The sequence below is a fragment of the Actinorugispora endophytica genome (genome assembly GCF_004363075.1).
GTDB classification, from domain to species: domain Bacteria; phylum Actinomycetota; class Actinomycetes; order Streptosporangiales; family Streptosporangiaceae; genus Actinorugispora; species Actinorugispora endophytica.
The window spans coordinates 1-25973 of record NZ_SNYN01000017.1 but is presented as its reverse complement, the minus strand read 5'-3'; the positions used below and the strand labels follow the sequence as shown (position 1 = coordinate 25973).

At 72.7% G+C, this 25973-nt stretch carries 22 protein-coding genes; 14 read left to right on the top strand and 8 right to left on the bottom strand.

The features are described 5' to 3' along the window. Positions 1 to 40 precede the first annotated feature (40 nt). From EV190_RS17100 to EV190_RS17090, 3 genes are all read left to right on the top strand, one after another. Complete coding sequence (locus tag EV190_RS17100; protein ID WP_133742588.1) at positions 41 to 1111, top strand: DUF4192 domain-containing protein; 1071 nt, start codon at positions 41 to 43, stop codon at positions 1109 to 1111. A 44-nt stretch (positions 1112 to 1155) separates the two neighbouring features. Next, positions 1156 to 2820 (top strand): energy-dependent translational throttle protein EttA, encoded by a 1665-nt coding sequence (ettA, locus tag EV190_RS17095; RefSeq protein WP_133742587.1) that lies wholly within the window; start codon positions 1156 to 1158, stop codon positions 2818 to 2820. A 110-nt stretch (positions 2821 to 2930) separates the two neighbouring features. Continuing rightward, positions 2931 to 3428 carry a globin gene (locus tag EV190_RS17090; RefSeq protein ID WP_133742586.1) on the top strand — a complete coding sequence of 166 codons (498 nt, stop codon included), beginning with the start codon at positions 2931 to 2933 and terminating at the stop codon, positions 3426 to 3428. Here the strand turns inward: EV190_RS17090 and EV190_RS17085 are convergent. From EV190_RS17085 to EV190_RS17075, 3 genes are all read right to left on the bottom strand, one after another. Continuing rightward, positions 3421 to 4578, bottom strand: a complete 1158-nt coding sequence (locus tag EV190_RS17085; protein WP_208113220.1) for an MFS transporter — start codon at positions 4576 to 4578, stop codon at positions 3421 to 3423. The two genes, EV190_RS17090 and EV190_RS17085, sit on opposite strands and share 8 nt — an antisense overlap. 94 nt (positions 4579 to 4672) lie before the next feature. Beyond that, positions 4673 to 5119 (bottom strand): acyl-CoA thioesterase, encoded by a 447-nt coding sequence (locus EV190_RS17080; protein WP_133742585.1) that lies wholly within the window; start codon positions 5117 to 5119, stop codon positions 4673 to 4675. Between the two features lie 87 nt (positions 5120 to 5206). Continuing rightward, complete coding sequence (locus EV190_RS17075) at positions 5207 to 7321, bottom strand: prolyl oligopeptidase family serine peptidase (RefSeq protein WP_133742584.1); 2115 nt, start codon at positions 7319 to 7321, stop codon at positions 5207 to 5209. 301 nt (positions 7322 to 7622) lie between these two features. On the opposite strand from EV190_RS17075, the gene EV190_RS17070 reads away from it, so the two are divergent. Both EV190_RS17070 and EV190_RS17065 read left to right on the top strand, forming a co-directional pair. Then, positions 7623 to 8165: an HNH endonuclease gene (locus EV190_RS17070; RefSeq protein ID WP_133742583.1), complete on the top strand. Its 543-nt coding sequence runs from the start codon at positions 7623 to 7625 to the stop codon at positions 8163 to 8165. A gap of 119 nt (positions 8166 to 8284) precedes the next feature. Continuing rightward, entirely contained in the window at positions 8285 to 8491 is a 207-nt protein-coding gene (locus EV190_RS17065; RefSeq protein WP_133742582.1) for an FmdB family zinc ribbon protein, read from the top strand. Between the two features lie 69 nt (positions 8492 to 8560). Here the strand turns inward: EV190_RS17065 and ilvD are convergent, their stop codons facing one another. Then, positions 8561 to 10432: a dihydroxy-acid dehydratase gene (ilvD, locus tag EV190_RS17060; RefSeq protein ID WP_133742581.1), complete on the bottom strand. Its 1872-nt coding sequence runs from the start codon at positions 10430 to 10432 to the stop codon at positions 8561 to 8563. Positions 10433 to 10684: 252 nt separating this feature from the next. Then, positions 10685 to 11353, bottom strand: coding sequence for a nuclease-related domain-containing protein (locus EV190_RS17055; protein WP_394345537.1), 669 nt, complete (start codon positions 11351 to 11353; stop codon positions 10685 to 10687). Between the two features lie 350 nt (positions 11354 to 11703). Between EV190_RS17055 and EV190_RS17050 the strand changes: the two genes are divergently transcribed. Beyond that, complete coding sequence (locus tag EV190_RS17050; protein ID WP_133742580.1) at positions 11704 to 13131, top strand: amidase; 1428 nt, start codon at positions 11704 to 11706, stop codon at positions 13129 to 13131. A gap of 11 nt (positions 13132 to 13142) precedes the next feature. Here EV190_RS17050 and EV190_RS17045 read toward each other — a convergent pair whose 3' ends face one another. After that, entirely contained in the window at positions 13143 to 14369 is a 1227-nt protein-coding gene (locus EV190_RS17045) for an MFS transporter (RefSeq protein ID WP_133742579.1), read from the bottom strand. 199 nt (positions 14370 to 14568) lie between these two features. On the opposite strand from EV190_RS17045, the gene malQ reads away from it, so the two are divergent. Beyond that, entirely contained in the window at positions 14569 to 16635 is a 2067-nt protein-coding gene (malQ, locus tag EV190_RS17040; protein WP_133742578.1) for a 4-alpha-glucanotransferase, read from the top strand. Between the two features lie 60 nt (positions 16636 to 16695). On the opposite strand, the gene pepN is transcribed toward malQ, so the two are convergent. After that, positions 16696 to 19236, bottom strand: a complete 2541-nt coding sequence (gene pepN / locus EV190_RS17035) for an aminopeptidase N (protein ID WP_133742577.1) — start codon at positions 19234 to 19236, stop codon at positions 16696 to 16698. A gap of 220 nt (positions 19237 to 19456) precedes the next feature. Between pepN and EV190_RS17030 the strand changes: the two genes are divergently transcribed. The 4 genes from EV190_RS17030 to EV190_RS17025 all read left to right on the top strand — a co-directional run bounded on the left by EV190_RS17030 (position 19457) and on the right by EV190_RS17025 (position 21056). Then, a complete protein-coding gene (locus tag EV190_RS17030) occupies positions 19457 to 20050 on the top strand; it encodes a mycothiol-dependent nitroreductase Rv2466c family protein (RefSeq protein WP_133742576.1) in 594 nt (197 codons plus the stop codon). A 26-nt stretch (positions 20051 to 20076) separates the two neighbouring features. Beyond that, positions 20077 to 20247 carry a hypothetical protein gene (locus EV190_RS23495; RefSeq protein WP_166655490.1) on the top strand — a complete coding sequence of 57 codons (171 nt, stop codon included), beginning with the start codon at positions 20077 to 20079 and terminating at the stop codon, positions 20245 to 20247. A gap of 94 nt (positions 20248 to 20341) precedes the next feature. Next, positions 20342 to 20485: a hypothetical protein gene (locus tag EV190_RS23490; protein ID WP_166655489.1), complete on the top strand. Its 144-nt coding sequence runs from the start codon at positions 20342 to 20344 to the stop codon at positions 20483 to 20485. 103 nt (positions 20486 to 20588) lie between these two features. Then, positions 20589 to 21056 (top strand): ribose-5-phosphate isomerase, encoded by a 468-nt coding sequence (locus EV190_RS17025; protein WP_133742575.1) that lies wholly within the window; start codon positions 20589 to 20591, stop codon positions 21054 to 21056. Positions 21057 to 21157: 101 nt separating this feature from the next. On the opposite strand, the gene EV190_RS17020 is transcribed toward EV190_RS17025, so the two are convergent. After that, the gene (locus tag EV190_RS17020) at positions 21158 to 22420 is read right to left on the bottom strand and encodes a GNAT family N-acetyltransferase (RefSeq protein WP_133742574.1); all 1263 of its coding nucleotides are present in this window, start codon (positions 22418 to 22420) and stop codon (positions 21158 to 21160) included. A gap of 368 nt (positions 22421 to 22788) precedes the next feature. Here EV190_RS17020 and EV190_RS17015 point away from each other — a divergent pair, with 368 nt between their 5' ends. From EV190_RS17015 to EV190_RS17005, 3 genes are all read left to right on the top strand, one after another. Continuing rightward, on the top strand, positions 22789 to 23892 hold the full coding sequence (locus EV190_RS17015) for a PP2C family protein-serine/threonine phosphatase (RefSeq protein WP_133742573.1): 1104 nt from the start codon (positions 22789 to 22791) through the stop codon (positions 23890 to 23892). Further along, the gene (mgtE, locus tag EV190_RS17010; protein ID WP_133742572.1) at positions 23892 to 25238 is read left to right on the top strand and encodes a magnesium transporter; all 1347 of its coding nucleotides are present in this window, start codon (positions 23892 to 23894) and stop codon (positions 25236 to 25238) included. Before EV190_RS17015 ends, mgtE begins: the two co-directional genes overlap by 1 nt. A 94-nt stretch (positions 25239 to 25332) precedes the next feature. After that, positions 25333 to 25542 (top strand): antitoxin, encoded by a 210-nt coding sequence (locus tag EV190_RS17005; protein ID WP_133742571.1) that lies wholly within the window; start codon positions 25333 to 25335, stop codon positions 25540 to 25542. The last annotated feature ends 431 nt before the right edge of the window (positions 25543 to 25973 follow it).

Genomic DNA, 25973 nt, shown 5'->3' with positions numbered 1-25973 from the left:
GTCTTGCGTCGCCGTGTGCGCGCTGTCGCACGGTGGACGCATGACCACAGAGGAAACCCCTGACACCTCCTTCCAGCTCACCGTGCGCTCGCCCGTCGACCTGATCGCGGCAGTGCCCTACCTGGTCGGGTTCCAGCCGGAGCGCGGCCTGGTCGTCCTCGGAGTCGACGCCGCCACCGGAGCGGTCGACTTCGCCGTCGGCTACGAACCCGTGGCGGGGGACGATCCCGCCGACCCCTCCGGACTCGCCGAACGCCTGTGCGACTCCTTCGACCGGGAGCGCCGCTGGCAGGCACTCGCCGTCGGCTACGGCTCCGAGGAGTGGACCGCTCCGCGCGTGGCGGCGCTCCGGACACGCCTGGACCGCCTGGACGTGGCCGTCGTCGAGGCGCTCCGGCTGGCGGGCGGCCGCTACTGGTCCTACGTGTGCCGCGATCCCGGGTGCTGTCCGGCCGAAGGGACGCCTTACGACGTGCACCGGTCCGCGGTCCCGGCCACGGCGGTCACCGCGGGCCTGCGGCCCTGGAGCCGCGCCGAGCTCCTGGCGTTCACCGGGCCCGTCAACGGCCCCGAGCGCGAGGAGATGCGACGGGCCACCCTCGCGGCGGAGACGCGCCGCACCCGGCTGTGGGGCCGCCCCGCCCCCGACGGGCGGGCGCCCTCCGGCGCCTCCTTCACCGCCGCGGGGATCCGGGCGGTGCGGGCCGCGGTGGCCGCGGCCGTGCGCGGCGGACCGCCCCCCGATCCCGAGACCGTGGCCTGGCTGGGCGTGCTGCTCGTCGGCCTGCGGGCCCGGGACGAGGCGTGGTCGCGGATCGACCGCGCGCACATCGCGGAGCACATCGGGTTGTGGTCGCACGTGCTGCGCAGGGTCGACCCCGCCTACGCCGCGGCCCCCGCCTGCCTGCTCGCGTTCGCCGCCTGGCAGAACGAGGACCCGTACCTGGCGGAGGCGGCACTGGACAGGGCGGTCGAGGCCGTGCCGGACTACTCCATGGCCCTGCTCATCCGGCAGGCCCTGCGGCACGGTGTCTCGCCGCGGAACTGGCGCGGCTTCACCCCCGAGTGGCTCGCCGAGAGGTCACCGGTGCCCGAGGCCGGCAACGGGTAGCGGGGTGGCCGGGGCACGGGGACGGACGCCCTAGTCTGGAAGACATGGCGGAGTACATCTACACGATGCAAAACGTGCGCAAAGCGCATGGCGACAAGGTTGTCTTGGACGATGTCTCGGGTTCTTTCCTGCCCGGGGCCAAGATCGGCGTCGTGGGGCCCAACGGCGCGGGCAAGTCCACGCTGTTGAAGCTGATGGCTGGCATCGAGCAGCCGTCCAACGGTGAGGCGCGGCTCATGCCCGGGTTCACCGTCGGCCTGCTCGCCCAGGAACCGCAGCTCGACCCCGCCAAGACGGTCTTGGAGAACGTCCAGGACGGCGTCGCCGAGACCAAGGCGATGCTCGACCGCTTCAACGAGATCGCCGAACAGATGGCCACGGACTACTCCGACGCGCTGCTCGAAGAGATGGGCAAGCTGCAGGACGTCCTCGACCACCGCAACGCCTGGGACCTGGACAGCCAGCTCGCCCAGGCGATGGACGCGCTGCGCTGCCCGCCCGCGGACGCCGACGTCTCGGTGCTGTCCGGTGGCGAGAAGCGCCGCGTGGCGCTGTGCAAGCTCCTGTTGGAGCAGCCCGACCTGCTGCTGCTGGACGAGCCCACCAACCACCTGGACGCCGAGAGCGTGCAGTGGCTGGAGCAGCACCTGGAGAAGTACCCCGGAACGATCATCGCGATCACACACGACAGGTACTTCCTGGACAACGTCGCGACCTGGATCCTGGAGATCGACCGCGGTCGGCTCTACCCCTACGAGGGCAACTACACGACCTACCTCGACACCAAGGCCAGCCGGCTGAAGGTGGAGGGCGCCAAGGACGCCAAGCGACAGAGGCGCATCCAGGACGAGCTGGAGTGGGTCCGCTCCAACGCCAAGGCCCGCCAGACCAAGAGCAAGGCCCGCCTCCAGCGGTACGAGGAGATGGCGGCCGAGGCCGACAAGACCCGCAAGCTCGACTTCGAGGAGATCCAGATCCCGCCGGGCCCGCGCCTGGGCACCACGGTGGTCGAGGTCAAGAACCTCACCAAGGGCTTCGACGACCGCCTCCTCATCGAGGACCTGAGCTTCTCGCTCCCGCCGAACGGCATCGTCGGTGTCATCGGTCCCAACGGGGTGGGCAAGACCACCCTGTTCAAGATGGTCGTGGGCGAGGAGACACCGGACTCGGGCCTGATCAACGTCGGCGAGACCGTCAAGATCTCCTACGTCGACCAGTACCGGGGCCGGATCGAGGACAAGAAGAACGTCTGGGAGGTCATCTCCGACGGCGAGAGCTTCATCCGGGTCGGCAACGTCGAGATCCCCAGCCGCGCCTACGTGGCGGCCTTCGGCTTCAAGGGCTCTGATCAGCAGAAGATGGCCGGCGTGCTGTCGGGTGGTGAGCGCAACCGCGTCAACCTGGCGCTGACCCTCAAGCAGGGCGGCAACCTGCTGCTGCTGGACGAGCCCACCAACGACCTGGACGTGGAGACCCTCGGCTCGCTGGAGAACGCGCTGCTGGAGTTCCCCGGCTGCGCCGTGATCACCAGCCACGACCGGTGGTTCCTGGACCGCGTCGCCACGCACATCCTGGCGTGGGAGGGCGACTCCAGCTGGTTCTGGTTCGAGGGCAACTTCGAGTCGTACGAGAAGAACAAGATCGAGCGTCTCGGCCCCGAGGCCGCGCGCCCGCACGCGGTCACGCACCGCAAGCTCACCCGCGACTGACCGGGGCCCCGGCCCGGACCGACGCGCCGCGTCGGTCCGGGCCGGACCTGTTCCCCCGCCGGGCCGCCAGTCGCTCCGTGGACGAGAAGGACATAACCTGTCAGGTGATTATGACTGCTCCGCATGGTGACCAAGTGACCTTCTTCGACGCGGCCGGTGGTGAGGAGACCTTCACCCGCCTGGTCCGCCGCTTCTACCAGGGCGTCGCCGCCGACCCCGTCCTGCGGCCGATGTACCCCGAGGAGGACCTGGGGCCCGCCGAGGAGCGGTTCCGGCTGTTCCTCATCCAGTACTGGGGCGGCCCCCGCACCTACAGCGAGCGGCGGGGGCACCCGCGGCTGCGGATGCGGCACGTCCCGTTCCGCGTCGGCGCGCTCGAACGCGACCACTGGCTGGCGCACATGCGCGCGGCCGTGGACGAGGTCGCGCTGCCGCCCCAGCTGGAGCAGCCGCTGTGGGAGTACATGGTGCACGCCGCGCACAGCCTGGTGAACGTGCCTGAGGAGGCCGGACCGCCCGCGGCGGTCGCGGACCCCACCGTCGTCACCGTCACGAGCGAGGCCCGCGACGACGACGGGGACGAGCCGATCCGGATCTCCCTCAAGTAGCGCGGGGCATGGCGACGACCGCGGCGACGCAGAACAGCGCCGCCACGCCGAACGCGGCGGGAAATCCGGACCAGCCGATCAGCGCCCCCATCAGGACGGGGGTCAGGGTCGAACTGACCGCCTGGAGCGAGTTCTGCGCGGCCATCGCGCGCCCCGCCCACGCCATCCCGGCGGTCTCGGCGACCGCGGTGAAGGTCAGCCCGTTGTGGCTCATGGTCAGCAGCGCGCTCACGGCCAGCAACACCACCGCTGCGCCGGGGAGCGACGGAGGCGCGGCGGCGAGCAGGACCAGCGAGACGGCCCCGCTCGCGGCGATGACCCGCACCGGACCCAGGCGGGTCCCCGCCCGGTCCGACCAGACCCCCGCGCCGAGCCGGGCCAAGGCGCCGGGAACCTGCACGGCCGCCATCAGCAGCCCCGCGGCCGACGCCGCCCACCCGTGGTCCTCCACCAGGTACACCAGCGCGTACGTCAGAACGGTGAACTGCGGCACGCCCAGCAGCATGCTCACCCCGTGCACCCGCCAGATCGCGGCACGCCGGTAGGGGGAGGCCGGGATCTCCTCCGGGGAGACGGGTGCCGCAGACGGTGCCGCAGCGGGAGGCGTGGCGAAGAGCACCACCAGGGGGAGCACCGCCACCGAGAGCACGAGCGGCACCAGCATGGCCGCGAAGAAGCCGTGCTGCCCGGCCAGGGCAGGCATCAGCGCCGCGGACAGGCCCATGCCGAGGGGCTGCGCGCCCTGGCGCACCCCCATCGCGAGCCCCCGCTCACGCGCGGAGAACCAGCCCATGACGAGCCGTCCCCCGGCCGCGTTCACCGGGCCGCCCGCCGCTCCGACCAGGACCAGCACGGCCCCCGCCCCGACCGGTCCTTCGACCGCAGAGAGCAGCGCCAGGAACAGCGCGGTCAGGGACAGGCTCAGCGTCATGGTGAACCGCTCGCCGTACCGGTCGATGACGACGCCCCAACCGAGCAGCGTCAGCAGCAGGCCGAGGCTCGGCAGCCCGGCGAGCGTTCCCGCCTGGGCGATCGTGATCCCGTACTCCTGCCGCAGCGCCGGGAGCGCGAACGCCACCCCGAACAGCGCGGACAGGCTCGCGATCTGAGCGGCGACCGCGAGGCAGAGGACCAGCCAGCGTCTCCCCACACCGAAAAGGCTAGGGAGGCCCGCGGACGAGGGTGCGTCCGGGGTGGTGTGCTCACGAAAGGCCGCGTGGCGTTCCCGGCCGATCCGGCGCCGCCTACTCGGAGAGGAAGCGCAGCAGGTGGGCGCGCTCCTCGTCGTGCAGGCGGCGGGGGCGCTGGACGTCCAGGTCGTAGCCGACGAGTACCGACCGGGCCCGCAGGTACACCGCGTCGTCGTCGAGGACCTCGTACCCGAGGGTGAAGCTGGCGTGCCTGACCTCGACCACCCAGGTCTCGACCCGCACCGGCGCGCGGCGCAGCAACAGCGGCCGCAGGTAGTCGGCTTCGTGCCGGGCCACCACCAGGCCGCCGAAGGGCGGGCCGCCGTCGACGTCCCACCGCAGGAACGAGATGCGCGCGTTCTCCAGGTAGGTCAGCATCCGCACGTTGTTGACGTGGTTCAACGGGTCGAGGTCGGCGAACCGGACCTGCTCCAGATGGACGTGCCGACGCGCGGTCCCGACGCCGTCCGCCACGCCGTTGCCCGCAGTGCTCCCGCTCACGAGTGTTCGCCCCTCATCCCGATCGACATCCCCCCGATTGTGCCAAGGCGGCCGCCGCCCCGCCCGGGCGGGGCGGCGGCCGAGGCGTCACCCCCGCGCGTGGTTCACGGCGGCCGGGACGTGCAGGCCGGTGTGGTGGGCGAGGAAGGCCAGCTGGTCCGCGCTGAGCCGGACGCTGCGGCTGATCGAACGGGAGCTGTGCCCCACCTCGGCCTCCCTTCGCAGCAGGATCGGGGCGCGCTCGAACGGCGCGGCCGTGGCGTGCTGCATCGCCGCGCACATCTTGCGGGCGTGCAGCGGGTCCACCCGGGTGTCGTTGTCGAAGACCGTGAACAGGGTCGCCGGATAGCGCTCCCCCTCGCGCACGTTGTGGTACGGCGAGTACGCCAGCAGCCAGTCCAGGGCGTCGGGGTCCGCGGCGCTGCCGTACTCCACGCTCCACAGCTGGCCGAGGCCGAACCTCTCGTAGCGCACCATGTCCAGGAGAGGGGCCGAGCACACCGCCGCCGTGTACAGCTCCGGGCGCTGGGTGACCGCCGCGCCCACCAGCAGGCCGCCGTTGCTGCCGCCCATCACCGCGAGCATCCCCGGAGCCGTGACGCCCGAGGCGATCAGATGCTCGGCGGCGGCGTGGCAGTCGTCGAAGACGTTCTGCTTGTTGCCGAGCATGCCGCCGCGGTGCCACTCCTCGCCCTCCTCGAGCCCGCCGCGCAGGGAGGCGACCGCGTACGCGCCGCCCGCCCGCACCCACGCCAGCACCGCCGCCGAGTAGCTCGGGGTCAGCGAGATGGAGAAGCCGCCGTAGCCGTACAGGACGGTCGGCAGGGGGCCGTCGGCGTCGGGCGGGGTGACCACCAGCATCCGCACCGGTGTGCCGTCCCGGGAGGTGTAGGTGACCTGCTCGGTGCGTACCCGGGGCACGTCCAGCGTCCCCGGGGCGCTCGCCCACGGCGTCACCTCGCCGGTCCGCGCGTCGTAGCGGTGCACACTCACCGGGGAGGTGTTGTCGGTGTAGGTGAACCAGGCCTCGAAACCGCCTTCGGGACGTGTGGTGAGCCCGCCCACCGAGCCCAGCCCGGGCAGCGCGAGGCCGCCCAGCCGCTCGCCCGTGCCGAGGTCGTGCACGCCGACCTCGCTGACGGCGTGCCGCTCCCAGCCGACCAGCAGCACCGGGGACGCCGGCTCCGCGCCGTCCAGGATCGCGTAGTCGCTGAGCACGGCGTCGGGGTCGGTGGCGATCAGGGTGCGCCAGTTCGGGTAACCGGGGGTGGTCGGATCCGTGACGCACAGCCGGCCGCGGGGCGCGTCCCGGTCGGTGAACAGGTACAGCAGCCCGTCCCGCGCCACGTGCGGCGAGACCTCGGCGTCCACACCTTCCTGGATGGCCGTGAGGACCGGCGCCTCGAGCGGGCCCGCGGTCAGGTCCGCGATCCAGGCGTCGTTGCGCGACGCCGTCCCGGGGGAGGCGGTCAGCGTCAGCCAGCGCCCGTCCCGGCTCACCGACACCCCGAAGTACTCGGTCTTGTCCCGGCCCTCACCGAAGACCAGCACGTCCTCGTCCACCGGCGCGCCGACACGGTGCAGGTAGACCCGCCGGTGGTACTGCTCCTCGTTCTCGGGCACCCGGCCGGGGGCGAGGCGGCGCACGTAGTAGAAGGCGTCCCCGCCCGGCAGCCAGGCGATGGGGGAGTAGGAGCAGCGGTCGATCGGGCCGTCCACGACCTCGCCGGTAGCGATGTCCATGACCCGGAGCCTGGACTGCTCGTCGCCGCCTTCGGACAGCTGGTAGGCCAGCAGCCGCCCCTCGATGTCGGGCACCCAGGAGTCCAGGGTGGTGGTGCCGTCGGGGTCCAGGGCGGTGGGGTCGATCAGGGCCCGCTCGGCCCCCGACGGGTCGGCGGTGTAGAGCACGCCGTGCTCCTGGTCGGCGGTGCGCCGGACGAACAGGCGGCGGTCCCCGCGCCAGACGGGGGAACCCACGTATCCGGCGCCCAGCAGCTCCTGGACCTGCGCGCCGAACCACTCGGTCGCGGGCCAGACGTGCGCGGCCTCGGCGAAGAGGACGTCCTGGGCCTCGGCCCATTCCTTGGTGGCCGCCGAGTCGGTGTCCTCGAGCCAGCGGTAGGGGTCGAGGACGGAGCGTCCGTGCAGATTCTCAGTCAGATCCTGACGCTCGGCGAAGGGGTAGCGGACGTTAGGCATGCCATGCACTCTATCCAGCGCTCTCCGACGAAAGCCGCCGCAAGCCCCCGCCATACCGTGATCATTCGATTTCACACGGTTTTTCACGACACGGTGCTGAAATAGGGTGGCGGCGACATCCTCCGACCAAGCAAACTGAATGAGGGACGTTACTCGGCGGGAACCACCCACGGGAGGTCCGTGTGGCAACGCGAAGAGTACCGGTCGTCTGGCCGGTCCATAGGGAGGTTTCCTGGCTGGCCGACAGGCTGGCCGGGGATGAGACACGGGTGGCCGGCGCGCCGGCGGCCCGGAGGCAGGTATGAGCGCCCGGCGCGGTACGGGGGGCGGCACAGCGAGCCGTCACGTACTGCTGCTCAACGCCAGCTACGAACCACTGACGACCGTGCCGCTGCGCCGAGCGATTCTGCTGGTGTTGCGGGAAAAAGCCGAAGTCGTGCACGGCGACGCAGCCGGCGCCGTCCTGCACTCGGCGACCACGGCGTTGTCGGTGCCGTCGGTCATCCGGCTGTACCGCTACATCCGGGTGCCGTACCGGCGAAGAGTGCCCCTGACCAGGGTGGCCCTCATGCGGCGGGACGGCTACCACTGCGCCTACTGCGAGAAGCGGGCCGAGACCATCGACCACGTGATCCCGCGCAGCCGCGGCGGCGCGCACGTCTGGGAGAACGTCGTCGCCTCCTGCAGGTCGTGCAACCACCGCAAGGCCGATCGGCTCCTGGACGAACTCGGTTGGGAGTTGAACGTGACCCCCACGGTTCCCCGGGGCATGCACTGGCGTCTCATCAACGGTGAGAACCACGGAGATCCCCTCTGGGCCCAGTACATGGCGCGAGCGGCCTGACCGGCGAACGCCCCGGGATCGGGTCAGGGTCCCACCCCGATCCGGGGCGCTACCGCGTCGTCCCCCCACCCGCTGTCCGGCCGGACCGGGGTACGGGGGCTTCCTCCTATCCTGGTGCCATGCCTCGTTACGACTTCCGCTGCCGTGCCTGCGGCGACACCTTCGAAGTGTCCCGGCCCATGGCGGCCGCCAACGAACCCGCCGAGTGCCCCGAGGGGCACGACGACACCGTGAAGCTGCTGTCCACCGTCGGGGTGGGCGGGCTCGCGCAGGCCCCGGCCGAGCCCCGGGGCGGAGGGTGCTGCGGAGGCGGGTGCTGCGGCTGACCGGGGGGAACGCCGAAGGGGACCGGCCCGCAACGGGCCGGTCCCCTTCGGCGTTCCCCCCGGTGGACGCTACGGGCGGGGTCCCTCGACCTGGGAGACGTCCCGGGCGGCACCGGTGGACGCCGAGGTGGCCATCGCCGCGTAGGCGCGCAACGCCGCGCTCACCGGCCGCTGCCGGTCGCGGGGGCGGAAGCCGCCCAGCTCCTTGACCAGGCGCTCGCGGCGCGCGTCCAGCTCCGATTCGGGGACGTCCAGCGCGATCCGCCGGCCGGGGATGTCGATGCTGATGACGTCCCCGTCCTCGACCAGGGCGATGTCGCCGCCGGCGGCGGCCTCGGGGGAGGCGTGCCCGATCGACAGCCCCGAGGTGCCTCCGGAGAAGCGGCCGTCGGTGATCAGCGCGCACGCCTTGCCCAGGCCGCGGCCCTTGAGGAAGCTCGTCGGGTAGAGCATCTCCTGCATGCCCGGGCCGCCCTTGGGGCCCTCGTAGCGGATGACGACGACGTCACCGGGGCTGACGCGCTTGTTGAGGATGCCGTCCACGGCGTCGTCCTGGCTCTCGAACACCTTGGCGGGGCCGCTGAAGGTCCACAGCTCCTCCTCGACGCCCGCGGTCTTGACGATGGCGCCGTCGGGGGCGAGGTTGCCCCTGAGCACGGCCAGGCCGCCGTCCTTGGTGTAGGCGTGCCCGACCGCGCGGACGCACCCGGACTCGCGGTCGCGGTCGAGGGTGTCCCAGCGGGTGTCCTGGGAGTAGGCCTGGGTGCTGCGCCTGCCGCCCGGGGCGGCGTGGAACAGCTCGACCGCGTCGGGCCGCACGTCCGGGGAGACGATGTCCCACTCGGCCAGGAACTCGCCGACGGTCTTGCCGTGCACCGTGGGCAGCGAGGTGTCCAGCAGGCCGCCGCGCGCCAGTTCGCCCAGGATGGCGGGGATGCCGCCGGCCCGGTGCACGTCCTCGATGTGGTACTTCTCGGTGTTCGGCGCGACCTTGCACAGGCACGGGACCCGGCGCGAGACCGCGTCGATCTCGTCCAGGCCGAAGTCCACGCCGGCCTCGGTGGCCGCGGCCAGCAGGTGCAGGATCGTGTTGGTGGAACCGCCCATGGCCACGTCCAGCGCCATCGCGTTCTCGAACGCCGCCGGGGTGGCGATGGACAGCGGCAGCACCGAGGCGTCGTCGTCCTCGTAGTAGCGCTTGGCGGCCTCCACGACGAGGCGTCCGGCGTCCTCGTAGAGGCGCCTGCGGGCCACGTGCGTGGCGAGCACGGTGCCGTTGCCGGGCAGCGCCAGGCCCATGGCCTCGGTCAGGCAGTTCATCGAGTTGGCGGTGAACATGCCGGAGCAGGAGCCGCAGGTGGGGCAGGCGGCCTCCTCCATCTCGTCCAGCTCGGCCTGGGAGACGCTCTCGTCCGCGGCGGCGATCATCGGGTTGATCAGGTCCAGCTTGCGCACCGTGGTGGCGGTCCCGTTGACGACGGTGACCTTGCCGGCCTCCATCGGCCCGCCGGAGACGAACACCGTGGGGATGTTCAGGCGCAGCGCGGCCAGCAGCATGCCCGGGGTGATCTTGTCGCAGTTGGACACGCACACCAGCGCGTCGGCGCAGTGCGCGTTCACCATGTACTCGACGGAGTCGGCGATCAGCTCGCGGCTGGGCAGGGAGTACAGCATGCCGCTGTGCCCCATGGCGATGCCGTCGTCCACGGCGATGGTGTTGAACTCGCGCGGGACACCGCCGGCCTCGCGCACGGCGTCGGCCACGACGTCGGCGACCTCGCGGAGGTGCACGTGGCCGGGCACGAACTGGGTGAAGCTGTTGGCGACCGCCACGATGGGCTTGCCGAAGTCCTCACGTTCCACACCGGTGGCGCGCATGAGCGCGCGCGCACCGGCCATGTTCCTGCCGTGGGTGACCGTGCGTGAACGAAGCGCGGGCATGGAGTGTGCTCCCGTCGAGAAGAACCGGGACCGGCGGCGGGACGGAGCGGCGGGTGTTCCGTCGGTTGTCCGTACGGGCGCGGCCTGACACGGACGTGCCGCCCGGGGTCGGAACTGGCGTGCAGAGTTCCCTCGATGGTAGTCCCCCCGGCCCAGTGCTCGTATCTCGCACTTGAAGATGAGGGGACCAGATAATGAGACAGGGCGGCGCGTGCGCCGCCCTGGAGTCCGAACGTCGGGAAGGGGAGGGAGTCAGTAGCGCGCCGGGAGCACCTTCTCGGCGGCCGCGTAGATCTCGTCGATCTCCTCCGGGGTGAGCCGGTCCTTTCCGCTGCGCAGCCACTTGCGGACCTTGGTACCGGTGATGATGTCCACCCCGCGCAGCCGGTGGCTGTCCCAGGGCATGCTCGGCCCGTAGATCGCCAGCGACGCGCGGACCTTGATCTCCCGGCCCAGCTCCGCGCTGATCAGGCGCTCGGCGTTGCGCGCCTCCGCCAGCGCCTCGTCGATCCGCTCGTTCTTGGAGAAGCGGCCGTGGTAGAGCTTCTCCAGCTTGTTGCGCAGGGGAAGACGCTTGTCCCAGGTCTCGGAGTCGATGGCGAACGCACCCCGGCGCCCCACGATGAAGTGGTCGATCTGCCCGTTGCCGTCCTGGATGCGCCGGGCGTGCAGGACCCGGTAGCCGAAGCGCTGCATCACCTTGAGCTGCGCCTCGGTCCGGCGCCGGGCGGCCGAGGGCTTGCGCCACTGCGGGACCTCGGACTGGCGCCGCGCGGTGTGCACGATGAGCCCGACGAGCACCGCGCCGCCGATCGTCACGCCGATCCGCCAGTCCCGGGTCAGCAGCCCGGCGACGATGGCGGCCGCGACGCAGGCGGCGCCGCGCAGCAGCCAGCGGCGGTTGGCGCCCGGCCGCAACAACGAGCGGTAGGTCTGGAGAACGGCGTCCTTGGGGTTCGAGGGCCCGCGGCCGCCTTCGCGTGCGCTGAAGGGCGAGACGGGAGCGCTCCGGCGCCGACCGATGTCGTCGACCTCGGGGGGCTCGTCCTGCCTGGTACTTGTTGCCGATTCCACGCCCTTGAGCGTAGTTCGATATCGCGCGGGCTCCTAGCCCATTGGAACTCACACTTTTGTTCCCTGCTGGGTGGTTTCCTCCGGGTGTGCTTCCAGGCCTGAGTGGGAAGGATTACCCTTCGAGGTTCTCTGGAGAGGACGAGGACCGCCTCCGGAGCGGTGGCCGCCCTCGCGGGTTTTGCCTAACCTCGACGTTCGTGAGTGAAATCCATGACTTCACCGCGGTGCAGCAGGCAGAGCTGGTCAACCGCCGTGAACTGTCCCCCGTCGAGATCACCGACCACTACCTGGACCGCATCGGGCGGCTCGGCGACGAGGTCGGGGCCTTCGTTACGGTCACCCCCGAACTGGCCCGCGAACAGGCTCGGAAGGCGGAGAAGCGGCTGCTGTCCGACACGCCGGAGCGCCTGCCGCCGCTGCTGGGGGTGTCCGTGCCGATCAAGGACCTCGACATGGTCGCGGGAGTCCGCTGCACGGGAGGATCGCGCGTGTTCGCCGACCGGGTCGCGGAGGCGGACGAGGAGTACGTCGCCGAACTGCGCCGGGCCGGGGCCGTCTTCACCGGGAAGACCAACGTGCCCGAGTTCGGCATGCCGTGCCACACCGAGAACGAGGTCGCCCCGCCCGCGCGCACCCCGTGGGACACCGCGCGCTCGGCCGGGGGGTCCAGCGGCGGGGCGGCGGCCGCCGTGGCCGCGGGGCTGGCGCCGCTGGCCCAGGGAAGCGACGGCGGCGGGTCGATCCGCATCCCGGCCAGCGTGTGCGGGCTGTACGGCGTCAAACCCAGCCGGGGACGGGTCACCGCGGCCCCGCGGTCCGACCTCGTCGGGCTGGGCGCCACCGGCCCGCTGGCCCGCACGGTCGCCGACGCGGCGCTGCTGCTCGACGTCATCGCGATCAGCCGCCCCGGCGACCACCACACCGCCCGGCCGCTCGCCGAGGGCGAGACCTTCCTCGCCCACGCCGGACGCGCGCCCGGGCGCCTGCGGGTGGCGTGCTTCGCCACCCCGCCGGTCCCGGGCGTGGACGTGCACCCCGACGTCCTGGAGGCCTACCGGGAGGCGGTCCTGCTGCTGGGCGACCTCGGGCACGACGTCGAGGAGGTCGAGCCGCCCTTCGACGGCTCGCAGACGGGCCACTTCGCGACCGTGTGGGCGGTGGCGGCGACCCGCACCCCGGTCCCGCCCGGGGACGAGCACCGGCTGCGCCCGCTGACCCGCTGGCTGCGCGAGAGGGGCCGCGCCACGTCCGCCCCCGAGTACCTGGACGCCGCCACCGCGCTGCAGGGCCTCAGCCGGGCCGCGCTGACCGCGCTCGCCCCCTACGACGCGGTCCTCACCCCGACCCTGGCCGCGCCGCCGGCGCCCCTCGGGTACTTCGAGGAGACCGGGGATCCCGCCGACGAGTACGACCGGATGACCGCGTTCACCCCGTTCACCGGCATCTACAACATCACCGGCCAGCCCGCGGTGAACATCCCCCTGCACACCACCGCCGAGGGCCTGCCCATCGGCGTGATGCTCGCCGGGCAGCTCGGCGACGAGGCGACGCTCATCTCGCTGTCCGCGCAGCTGGAGGCGGCCCGGCCGTGGATCGGACGCGTCCCGGAGATCTGGAACAGGTAGGGGTGCGCCGCTCAGGCGGCCCGTACGGTCCCGAGGGTCCCGTGCGGGCCGGGCTGGGGGACACGGAGGGTGAGGACGGCGGCGGCCAGGATCAGGACCGCCCCGCCCGCCACCGCCGAGGCGACGCCGCCCGCGTCGACCAGCCAGCCGGTCAGCGGAGCGGAGAGGGCGACCCCCGTGGTGATCCCGGTGCTCATCCAGCCGAAGGCCTCGGCACGCCGGTCCTCCGGGGCGGCATCACCGAGCCGCTCGGTCACCGCCGCCAGCGTCGGGGCGATGGCCAGTCCGGCGGCGAACAGCACCGGGGAGAGCAGCCACGGCGTGGGCAGCTCCGTGAGGGGCGGCAGCAGCGGGATCAGCAGCGCGGTCCCGAACGCGGCCGAGAACGCCCTGCGGGGGATCCGCGGCGTCCCGTGCAGCCCGCCGGCCACGAGGCCGCCGACCAGCGACCCCAGGGCCCAGACCGCCGCGAGGCCCCCGGCGTGGCCGGGAGAGCCCAGCTCCCGAGCCCAGGCCACGATGACCAGGTCCACGGCCGCGAGCCCGCCGACCAGCAGCGTGCACACGGCGATCAGCACCGTGAGCTCGGGCCGGAGCAGCAGCGACCGCCGCCCCCGCGCGGCCCGGCCGCCCCCGGTCGGGACGGGGGCGGCGGCGACTCCGGCCCTGCGGATCGCGGCGGCGAAGCCCAGCGCCCCCACCAGGGAGGTCGCGCCCATCAGGAGCACGGCCGCGCGCCCGCCGCCCCAGCCCACGGCCGCGGCCGCCATGAGCGGTCCCACCACGAACAGGAGCTCCTGGAAGGTGGCCTCGGCCGCGTACATCGTCGTGCGGTCCGGACCGGAGGTCAGCCGGGGCCACAGCGCCCGGCCGACCTGATTGGCGGGCGGCATGAACAGGCCGGTGACCAGGGTCAGCGGAACGGCCGCCCACCACAGCGAACCGGGCAGGAGGGCCAGCGCCAGGAGCCCGGCGCTGTAGACGAGGCCGCACACGGCCACGAGCCGGTCGACGCGGCCCCTGTCGGCCATCCGGCCCCGGAGCGGCCCGGCCACCGCGGTCCCCACGGTCAGGGTCGCGGTGACCACGCCGGCCAGGGCGTAGGAGCCGGTCCAGTCCGCGACGAGGAAGGTGACCCCGATCGGCAGGCCCGCGACCTGGAGGCGGGCGGCGAGGGACCAGACGAAGAGGTTCGGGAGGTGGGGGATGGAAAACAGCGGACGATAGGACTTCAGCACCCGCCCAGTATGACGAGGAGGAAAGGGAGCCCTCCGCCATTTCGGTGAAGTGGGAGGACCCCGGGGGCGAGGCGTTTCGGGCCGCCGTCCGGCCCGCCCCGGAGGCGGCCGTCCCGGTCGGACGGAAACCGGGCCGTGTCCGCGACCGGTTGCCGAAGGTACCGGAGATGCGGGCCGGAGTAGGGCATGATCGGTTCCTGTGAGCGATGCTGAGCTGGTCCGCCTGGCCGAGGAACACGGCGTCTCCACGAGTTACGTGGACTGGCGGGGCGACCGGGTCGACGTCCCCCCGCCGACGCTGCGCCACGTGCTCGGGGTGCTCGGCCTGGACGTGGACGACCCCCGCGCCGCGCTCCGGGCGCACAGGGAGCGCCGGGCGGGCCGGCTGCTTCCGGTGTCCGTCGTCGTCCGGCGGGGCCGGGCTCCGGACGTCCCGCTCCCCGACGGCGCCCGGGCCTGGGTCGAGCTGTCCGGCGGCGGGACGGTCGTCCCCGGCCCCGACCTGCCGCTCGGGGCGCACCTGCTGCGCGTGGAGTACGGCCGGCGCGGCGAACGCGCGCCCCTGCTGGTGGTGCCCGACCGGTTGCCGGCCCCCCGTGTCCCCGAGGGGCGGCGGTTGTGGGGGCTGATGGCCCAGCTGTACTCGGTCCGCTCGCGCGCCTCGTGGGCGATGGGAGACCTGCGCGACCTCGCCGAGCTCTCGGACTGGGCGGCAAGGGACCTGGGAGCGTCCTTCACCCTCGTCAACCCCATCCACGCCACCGAACCGGTCCCGCCCCTGGAGCCCTCGCCCTACCTGCCGGTCAGCCGCCGCTACGTCACGCCCCTCTACATCCGCGTCGAGGACGTCCCGGAGTACGCGGGCCTGCGCCCCGTCCACCGCGAGGCGGTCCAGCGGCTCGCCCGCCCGCTACGGGAGCGGAGCCGCACCGCCGACCTGATCGACCGCGACGCGGTCTGGCGGGCCAAGCGCGCGGCACTGGAGATCCTCTTCCAGGCCCGGCGCGACCCCGACCGGGAGGAGGCCCTGCGGGCCTACCTGGACCGGGAGGGCGACGCACTGGTGAAGTACGCCACCTGGTGCGCGATCGCCGAGGAGTACGGGTTCGACCACCGCCGCTGGCCCGAGCGGCTGCGCGACCCGGACGGCGCCGGGGCCCGGGACGAGGCGCTGCGCCGCCGGCCGGCCGTGGACTTCCACCGCTGGGTGCAGTGGCTCATGGACGAGCAGCTCGCCGCGGCCCAGGCCAGCGCCCGCGCGGCGGGGATGGGCGTCGGGATCGTGCACGACCTCGCGGTGGGGGTCCAGAGCGGCGGCGCGGACGCGTGGATGTACGGCGACGCGCTCACCGCCGGGGTGCGGACGGGCGCCCCGCCGGACGAGTTCAACCAGCAGGGCCAGGACTGGGGCCAGCCGCCGTGGCACCCGGTCCGGCTCGCCGAGCAGGGGTACCTGCCGTTCGCGGAGCAGATGCGCCAGGCGATGCGGCACGCGGGCGGTATCCGGGTGGACCACGTCATGGGCCTGTTCCGGCTGTGGTGGGTGCCGGAGGGCGCCTCCCCCGCAGAGGGCGCCTACGTGCGCTACGACCACGAGGGGATGGTCGGGGCGCTGCTGCTCGCCGCGCACGAGGCGGGGGCGCTCGTGGTGGGCGAGGACCTGGGCACCGTCGAGCCGTGGGTCCGCGACCACCTCGCCGAACGCGGGATCCTGGGCACGTCGGTGCTGTGGTTCGAGCGGGACGAGGCCAACCGGCCGCGCCGCCCCGAGACCTGGCGCGCGGACTGCCTGGCCACCGTGGCCACCCACGACCTGCCGCCGGTGGCCTCCTTCGTGTCCGCCGAGCACGTCGACCTGCGCGACCACCTCGGCCTGCTGACCCGTCCGGTCGAGCGGGAGCGCGCCGAGGCCGAGTCCCAGGTGGCGGCCTGGCGCGCGATGCTGGTCGACCTCGGCCTGCTGGACCCCTCGGTCGACCCCGTCTCGGACCCGGCCGCGGTGGTCGTGGCCCTGCACGGCTACCTGCGGCGCACCCCGTCCAGGATGGTCGGCGTCGCGCTGACCGACCTGGTCGGGGACCACCGCATGCAGAACCAGCCCGGAACCAGTACCGAGTACCCGAACTGGCGGATCCCCCTCACCGACGCCGAAGGGGTGCCGGTCCTGCTCGACGACCTGGTCACCGGCCAGGACCGGGTGGCCGCGGTGCGCGCCGCGCTGGGCCCCCTGGCCGACGTCGCGCCGCGCCCCGGCCCCCGGGCCTGACGGGGACGCCCGCCGCGCCCCCGGACGGGGGCGCGGCGGGCGTCGTTCACCGGGCGGGGGTCACCTCCCGGCTTCGGCGTCCTTGGCGCGGGCGTGCAGGGCGCGCTCCACGCCCGCGCGGCCCTCCAGCAGGAGGCGGCGCAGGGCCGGGGCAGGGGACTCGGTCTCGATGTAGGAGTCGGTGCGGCGCAGCGTCTCCTCCTCGATCAGGTGGCCCGGGTAGGCGAACTCGGCGAAGGTCTGCGCGAACTCGCCGGTCCACTTGGCCCACGCCTCGGCGAGCAGGTCGAAGTACTTGTCGACGTACTCGCGGAGCAGCTCGCTGTGCGAGGGCTCCATGAAGCCGCCCAGGGTCGCGCGGAACTCGGCGTTGGCCAGCGATCCGCCGGTGATCCGCTCCCAGGCCAGGGCCTTGGCCTCGGGGGTGGGAACCGCGGCGCGGCAGCCCGCGGCGGCCCGCTCGCCCGCGGCCGTGGGGTCCCTCTCCAGCTCGGCGGCGATCTCGTCCTCACCGGCGGTGCCCGCCGCGACCAGGGAGCGCAGCAGCGTCCAGCGCAGGTCGGTGTCGATCTCCAGGCCGTCCACCACGATCGCGCCGTCGAAGAGGCCCCGGAGCAGGGACAGGTGCTCGGGCGAGCGCGCGGTGCCGGCGAAGCCGTGCGCGTAGGCCAGCTGGAGGTCGCTGCCCGGCGCGGCGGCGCTGAGCAGGTCCCGCAGCCGAGCCGCCAGCAGGTCGAAGCCCTCGGCGCGCCAGTCGGGCGCGGCGTAGTTGACCAGCGCCGACAGCGCCTGGCGCTGAAGGGTCTGCGCGACCGCCACGTCGTCGACCCCGCCCAGGCCGGTGACCACCAGGCGCACGTAGTCGCGCGCGGCCATCTCGCCGTCCCGGGTCATGTCCCAGGCGGCGGCGAAGGCCAGCGCCCGGGGGAGCGACTCGGCGATCTCGCCGACGCTCTCGGTCACCGTGCGCAGCGACCGCTCGTCCAGGCGGAGCTTGATGAAGGTCAGGTCGTCGTCGTTGATCAGCACCAGGTCGGGCCGGGCCGTGCCCACGAGCTCGGGCACCTCGGTGCGCTCGCCGCTCACGTCCAGCTCGACCCGGTGCCGGCGGGTGATTCCCGCGTCGGTCCGGTCGTACAGGCCGATGGCCAGCCGGTGCGAGCGCAGCGTCGGGTGGTCCGGGGCCGCCTCCTGGAGCACCGCGAACGAGGTGAAGTTCCCGTCGCCGTCCACCTCGAAGTCCGGGCGCATGGTGTTCACACCCGCGGTCTCCAGCCACTCCCGGGACCAGCCGGACAGGTCCCGGCCCGAGGCGCTCTCCAGTTTGGTCAGCAGGTCGGACAGCTCGGTGTTGCCCCAGGCGTGCTCGGCGAAGTACTCGCGCACGCCCGAGAAGAACGCGTCCACCCCCACGTAGGCCACCAGCTGCTTGAGGACCGACGCGCCCTTGGCGTAGGTGATGCCGTCGAAGTTGACCTCCACGGCCTGCATGTCGGGGATGTCGGCGGCGATCGGGTGGGTGGAGGGCAGCTGGTCCTGGCGCAGCGCCCACGCCTTCTCCACGTTGGCGAAGGTCGTCCAGGCGTCGGTCCACCTGGTGGCCTGGGCCTGGCAGTACACGCTCGCGTACGTGGCGAACGACTCGTTCAGCCACAGGTCGTCCCACCAGCGCATGGTGACGAGGTCGCCGAACCACATGTGCGCCATCTCGTGCAGGATCGTCTCGGCGCGGCGCTCGTAGCGGGCGTCGGTCACCCGGGACCGGAAGACGTAGTCCTCCAGGAAGGTGACCGCGCCGGCGTTCTCCATCGCGCCCGCGTTGAACTCCGGCACGAACAGCTGGTCGTACTTGCCGAAGGCGTACCGGACGCCGAAGAGGCCGTGGAAGAAGTCGAATCCTTGCTTGGTGACCTCCAGGATCGCGTCGGCGTCCAGGTGCTCGGCGAGGGAGGCCCGGCAGTACACGCCCAGCGGGATGCCGTCGTGCTCGTCGCGCACCACGTGGTACGGACCCGCGATCAGCGCCGTGATGTAGGTCGACATGGGCTTGGTCGCCGGAAAGTGCCAGCGCACCGCCTCGTCGCCCTCGACCGGTTCGCGGGAGGCGTCGGGGGCGCTGTTGGAGACGACCTCGAAGTCCGCGGGGGCCAGCACGGTCAGCTCGAACGAGGCCTTGAGGTCGGGCTGGTCGAAGCACGTGTACATCCGGTGCGCGTCCGCGGTCTCGAACTGGCTGTAGAGGTAGGTGCTGCCGTCGACGGGGTCGACGAACCGGTGCAGCCCCTCGCCGGTGCGCATGTAGGCGGCGTCGGCGACGACGCGGAGCTCGTTGGAGCCCTCCAGGGAGGGAAGGGAGATCCGCTCGCCGTCGAACACCTCGGCCGGGTCGAGCGCGGCCCCGTTCAGCCTGATCTCGCGCACCGCCGGAGCCGTCAGGTCCACGAAGGATCCGGAGCCCGGCTCGGAGCAGCCGAACCGGACCACGGTGGTGGAGGTGAAGGTCTGATCGTCCGAGGTGAGATCGAGCTCCACGACGTAGGACTCGACGTCCAGGATCCGAGCCCGCTCCCGCGCCTCGTCACGCGTCAGATTGCCTGCCACGACCCGCTCCCTTCGCGGCCGCCGTCGTCGCCGGCCGTTTCGATGACCGCCGCCGCGTCCGCAGCCGTGCGGGCGGGCGGCCTGGTTGATGATCAGGATCGATCCTGCCACGCCAAGGGCTGGAATGCGGAAACGTTTCCGGTGGTTTCCCACTGGAGGACGCGACGGCCCGGGCCGACCGTGCTCCTGTCCGTGGGTGAAGACGTGAGGAGAGATGACGTTGACCGATGAGAGAACCACCGTTGACCTCTGGTTCGACCCTCTGTGTCCGTGGGCGTGGATGGCCTCGCGCTGGCTTCTGGAGGTGGAGAAGGTCCGCCCGGTGCGGGCGCGTTGGCACGTCATGAGCCTGGCGGTGCTGAACGAGGGCAGGGAGGCGCAGCCGGAGGAGAGGTGGCGGGGCGTGCGCGTGGCCATCGCGGCCGAGCAGCGCCTGGGCAACGAGGTGCTGGGCCCGTTCTACACCGCGCTCGGCACCCGCCTGCACAACCGCGCGGAGCCCTACACGGTGGAGACCATCGCCGCGGCCCTGGCCGACGCGGGCCTGCCCGCGGACCTCGTCGAGGCGGCCGGGAGCACTGACTACGATGAGGCCCTGCGCAAGTCGCACCACGACGGCATGGACAGGGTCGGCCAGGAGGTGGGAACCCCGGTGGTATCGGTCGAGGGAGTCTCGTTCTTCGGTCCGGTCGTGTCCCCCGCGCCCCGGGGCGAGGCCGCGGGGCGGTTGTGGGACGGCGTCCTGCTGGTCGCGGGGACCGACGGGTTCTTCGAGCTCAAGCGCAGCCGCACCCGCGAACCGATCTTCGACTGAACCGATCCCCGACCGGAAGGGCGAGCATGAGCGAACCGGATGAGGAGCGCCCGGTCTTCTTCGACGACGACCTGGACATCCTGCCCGACACCACCGCGGACGAGCGCGGCGCGGGCTGGGGCGAGCCGGTCGGGGACGGGGACGGCGACTCCCGGATCGACGAGCTGGCGCGCGAGGTCCCCCCGCACTGGGGATGAGGCGCGGATCGACCCGTCCCCGATCCCGAACCATGACGGACTATGACAAAATCTCCGGTGAGCACGTTGCCCGATCACGCCGAGGTGGTTTGAGTTGAGTCAGTCGTCCGCGTCCAAGGCCGGCCCCGTGAGCAAGGACCTCAAGGCCATCGTCCTGGTGAACGTCGTCGCCATCGTGTCCGGGATCCTCTTCGGGGTGCTCGGCATCGCGGTCTTCCAGGCAGGGATCGGGGCGTAGCCCCGGACACCGGAACCACGCCGGCGCCCGGCGGCCGCTCACGGCCGCCGGGCGCCGGCGCGCCCGGGCCGCGTTCCCCCCGGTGACCTGCCAGACTGGGGGCGTGCGTGTTTACATTGGATCCGACCATGCCGGCTACGAACTGAAGGAGCACCTCGTCTCCTGGCTCAAGGAGCAGGGACACGAGGTCGTCGACGCCGGACCGACCGTCTACGACGCGGTCGACGACTACCCCCCGTTCGTACTCCGCGCGGCGGAGGGCGTCGCCGGCGACGCGGGAGCGCTCGGCATCGTGCTGGGCGGCTCAGGCAACGGCGAGCAGATCGCCGCGAACAAGGTCAAGGGCGTACGGGCGGCCCTGGCCTGGAGCACCGACACGGCGCGGCTGTCCCGCGAGCACAACAACGCCAACGTGATCGGCATCGGCGCCCGGATGCACTCGCCCGAAGAGGTCGTCGGCTTCGTCGAGGTCTTCCTGTCCACGCCCTACAGCGGCGAGGAGCGGCACGGCCGCCGGATCGACATGCTCTCGACCTACGAGCGCACCGGCGAGCTCCCTCCGCTGCCCTAGCGTCCGGTCCGTAGCGGTCCTCCCCGCCGACCTCGGCCCTTCCGGGGCCGTGGAGGCGGTTGAGACCCCGGAAAGGCCGAGATCGGCGAGGGACCGCCCCGTCAGAAGATGGCCGAGCAGTGCGGCAGCGCCGGCGTGACCAGCGCGGTGGACAGCTCCGCCACCGCGCCCGGGCGGGCCCGGTGCACCAGACCGGCCGCGGCGTACGAGGTGAGGCGCTCGCCGCCCATGTACGCCGAGCCGAGCGTCCCCACGCCGAGCGCGAGGTCGGCCTCGCGCTCGGTGCGCTCGCAGTGCGCCGAGCGGGTGTCCGCGGACAGGTGCCAGCGGCCCTCGTTCCACGGGCACACCGGGTCGGACACCTCGACGACCACATCCACCGGAGCCGCGTAGGAGCGCTCGGACAGCGCCTTGGGCAGGTCCACCAGCCGCCCCCAGAAACCGGTGTCCAGGGTCATGCGCGCCCGGTTGCGGTCGGCCAGCAGGTACAGCAGGGGGTCGTCGGCGGGCCGCAGGTCGGCGGTGACGGTGCCCACCAGGTCGCGGTTGAGCAGGAACTCCCACAGCATGGCGTGGGCCGCGGGGTCGGTGGCCTGGAGTTCCACAACCTTCAGCGAGCCGTCGGCGTTGCCGAATTCGTCCCAGTCCTGCTTCACCCTGTACAGCGCGTACCCCAGCGGCCCCGCGCCGTCCTCCACCAGGACGGCCTTGCAGGGGCTGAAACCGCCCCGGTCCGTCTCGGGGTCCCGCAGGACCCGGTCCCACCACCGCTCGCCGCGGTGGAACTCCCCGACGCGGGCGGGCACGGCGGTCCGGTGCACCACGGCCAGCTCCTCGCGCGCCGCGGCGGGGGCGGCCATGCGCAGCCGCAGCGCGGGGTCGCGCGGAGCGTCCGGGCGCAGCACGCCCTCCCCCTTGCGGACGGTGACGGTCCCGGACAGCGCGGCCAGTCCGTAGCCGAACCGGCCGTAGATCCCGCCCTCGGAGGCGAACAGCGCGGCCACGGCCTCCCCGCGCTCGTACACGTCGCGGAGTTGGCGCCGCATCAGCGCGGTGAGCACGCCCCGGCGGCGGTGCGTGGGCAGCACCCCGACCGCGGAGACGCCCGCGACCGGCCGGACCCCGCCCGGCAGCGCCATCTGGAAGGAGTGCACCTGCGTGGTGCCCACGATCCGGTCCCCGTCGAAGGCGGCGAGCGTGCGGTCGAGGTCGGTGTTGGCGAGGTGCAGCTCGATCCGCTCCTCGCTCGTGACCGGACTGAGCAGAGCCTCGGCGCAGGTCCTGGAGAAGTCGGGGAACTCCGGTTCGGTGACGGGGCGTACGGTCCATGCCTCGTGGGCGACCGCGGGGTGCGTGTTGGGCATGGTGTAGTCCCTACCAGTGCGGCACGGTCGGGCGCCACGGGTTTTTGGCGTCCAGATCTCGCTCTTGTACCCGTTTTGAACTGGCAGGAGGCACCTGTGGCAGGATGTGGCGGACGTGGTCCGCCGGTCCGTCCCGCTCGACGGAGCCGGCCGCCCGGGAGGGCGGTCCCGGTCCGTTCGGCGAACGGGATAGGCCGTTCGCCTGACGGCGGCGGCAGTTGGGGCCCATACTGGATCATGAATCGTTCTGTGAATTTTTCGGGGTGCGCCCTGGGCGCATATCGGTTGGCCCGTTATGCGAAGTCTCGAACGGAATGCCCGTGGGGCGACGTGCTTGGGTGGGTTTCGCGCGCTAAAGTTCGGCAGCGATGAGCACTTCGCCGCCCACCAGAATCCTTCGTTTCGCCCGCTCACTGGTGCGACGCGCTGTCGCGCTGCTCAAACGCAAAGTGCTCTTCCGCTACCGCCTCGTCCTGATCACCCTCGTCCTGCTCGCCGTCGGCATCGGTGTCGGAGCGGTGTGGGGTCCCACGGGATGGTTCCCGCCCAGCGCCGTCATCCTCACCGTCCTGGCGGGCGGCCTGCTGCTCAAACGCAAGAGCCTGGCCTTCCTGCTCGCCGTCGTCGCCGCCGTCCTGGCGTTCACCGCCTACGCCCTGGACCTCGGCCAGGTCGGCCCGGGCCTCGCCGTCACCATCGGCGTCACCGCGGTCCTGGCCTACCTGCTGTCGGGGGTACGCGAGCAGCTCGGCGTGCAGGGGCTCAGCGGGGAGAAGATGCTCCTCGAACTGCGCGACCGCCTGCGCACCCAGGGCCTCCTGCCCGACCTCCCGCGCGGCTGGGACTCCACCGCGGTCCTGCGCCAGGCGGGTGGCTCGTCCTTCGGCGGCGACTTCGTGGTCTCCATGCGCCGGGACGACCGGCTCGACGTCGCCGTGGTCGACGTCTCCGGCAAGGGCGTGGACGCCGGCACCCGCGCGCTGCTGCTCTCGGGCGCCTTCGGCGGCCTGATCAGCGCGGTCCCGCGCGGTGAGTTCCTGGAGCACTGCAACGACTACCTGATGCGCACCGCCGTCGGCGAGGGCTTCGTCACCGCGGTGCACCTGAGCGTCGACCTGGTGACGGGGGAGTACCTCCTCGCCTCGGCGGGGCACCCGCCCGCCGTGCAGTTCGACAGCGCGACCGGCGGGTGGGGCACCACCGACGCCAAGGGCGTCGTGCTCGGGGTCATCCCCTCGATGAGCTATCCGGCCGTACGGGGGCGGCTGCGCCCCGGCGACGCCATCATGCTCTACACGGACGGCCTCATCGAAACGCCCGGCGAGGACCTCGACTCCGGGGTGGACAAACTCCTGGGCGAGGCCGAGAACCTGGTGGCCGAGGGCTTCGGCCGCGGCGCCGAGGACCTCGTGCACACCCTGAGCAAGGACAAGAACGACGACTGCGCCCTCGTGGTGATCTGGCGAAGCTGATGACCCAATCCGAGGACGAGCCGGTCGAGCTGGCAGACCTGGTCGCCGCCAACGACCTGATCGGGATGCGGCTGTGGCTGGCCGAGCACCCCTTCTACGAGATCGCCGACGCGTTGGCCCGAATGGACTCGGCGCTCGCCGTCGTCCCCTTCCGTCTCCTGGACAAGGAGCGGGAGCTGGAGGTCTTCGAGGAGCTCGACCCCGGTCAGCAGCAGGAGATCCTCGTGAGCCTGCGCGACGGGGCCTTCCGCGAGCTGCTGGAGAAGATGGAGCCGGACGACCGCGCCCGCCTGATCGAGGAGGCCCCGGCCAAGATCGCCGCGCGGGCGCTGGCCGGGCTGAGCCCCGCCGAGCGCCGGATGACCGCGGCGCTGCTGGGCTACCCCGAGGAGTCCGTCGGCCGGTACATGACGCCCGAGGCGGTGGTCCTGCACCGCGACATCACGGTCGCCCGCGCCCTCGAGGTGGTGCGCGCCAAAGGCGCGGCGGCCGAGACCGTCCACGTCCTGCCCGTCGTCGACGCGGGCCGCCGCCTGGCCGGTACGGTGCAGCTCAGCGAACTCGTCACCAGCTCGCCCGACACCGTCCTGAAGGACCTGGTGGACGTGTTCGCCGCACGGACCTACGCCACCGAGCCCGCCGAGGACGCGGCCCGCCTCATGCAGGAGGCCAACCTCGTCGCACTGCCCGTGGTCGACTCCGAGGAGCGCTTCGTCGGGCTGCTCACCTTCGACGACGCCCTGGAACTGATCGAGGCGGCCGACACCGAGGACATCGCCCGCCAGTCCGGCGCCAGCCCGGTGAGCGGCCACTACGCCGCGGTCGGCGTGCTGCGGCTGGCCCGCGCCCGCTCGGTCTGGCTGCTGCTGCTCATCGTCGCCTCGACGCTGACCGTCAACGTCATGCAGGGGTTCGAGGCCACCCTGGAGGAGGTGACCGCGCTGGCCCTGTTCGTCCCGATGCTCACCGGAACCGGCGGCAACGTCGGTTCGCAGTCGGCCACCGCCATCGTGCGCGCGCTGGCCGTGGGCGAGGTGCGCATCAGGGACCTGCCCCGGGTCGCCTGGAAGGAGTCCCGGGTCGGGCTGCTGCTGGGCGTCATGCTCGCGCTGATCGCCCTGGCCATCGGCTCGCTGCTGGTGGACCCGTGGATCGCGGTCGCCGTGGCGCTGTCGGTGGTGGCGATCTGCACCTGGGCGGCCGTCATCGGCAGCACCATGCCGCTGCTGGCCCGCAGGGCCGGCGTCGACCCCGCGGTGGTGTCCGCGCCGCTGGTCTCGACCCTGGTGGACGCCACCGGTCTGCTCATCTACTTCTCCGTCGCACGCGTCGTGCTGGGCGTCTGAGCGCTCCCAGACGGGTATACGCCCTGGTCATCGGGGTATGGCCACGGGCAGGCGCGGAGCGGGAGGGCTCCGTCCGACCAGAGGGGGCGACGGCGTGGGCAAGCTCGGAGACGCCTTCGACAAGGCGAAGAGGCTCGCCGGAGAGCACAGCGACAAGGCGGAGAAAGGGATCGACAAGGCCGCGGAGATGGCCAAGAAGAAGACCGGCGGCAAGTACGACGAGCACATCGACAAGGCCGGCGACAGCGCCGGCGAGTACCTCAGGAACCAGGGGAAACGCCGGAACCCCGATCCGGGGAGCTGACGAGGGGGCTGCGCGCCGCGGCGGGACCGCCCCGCCGCGGCGCGCATGAACGGCCGCCCTGCGGGCAGCGGAAGGGCGAACAGCAGTCGACCCAAGGGAGTGATCCGCAGATGTCCGCCCTCGATCGCATCGTCGCCCGTGCCCGCCGCGCCCTCGGGGGCTCGCGACGAACGGCGCGCCCCGCCCCCCGACGCGGCGGAGGAGGCGAACTCGAACGCATCACCCGGGAGCTGCGCCGCGCCACCCGCCGGAACCCCCGTGCGGGCCGCCGCTTTCCCTGATCCGATCCCGCGCGGTGGGGCCCCCCCCCGGGGGGGGGGGGCCCCCCCCCCCCGGGGGGGGGGGGGGGGCCCCCCCCCCCCACCAACCCCCCCCCCCCCCCCCCCCCCGCGAAGCCGGGCGGCCGACCCCCCCCCCCCCCCCCCCCCCCC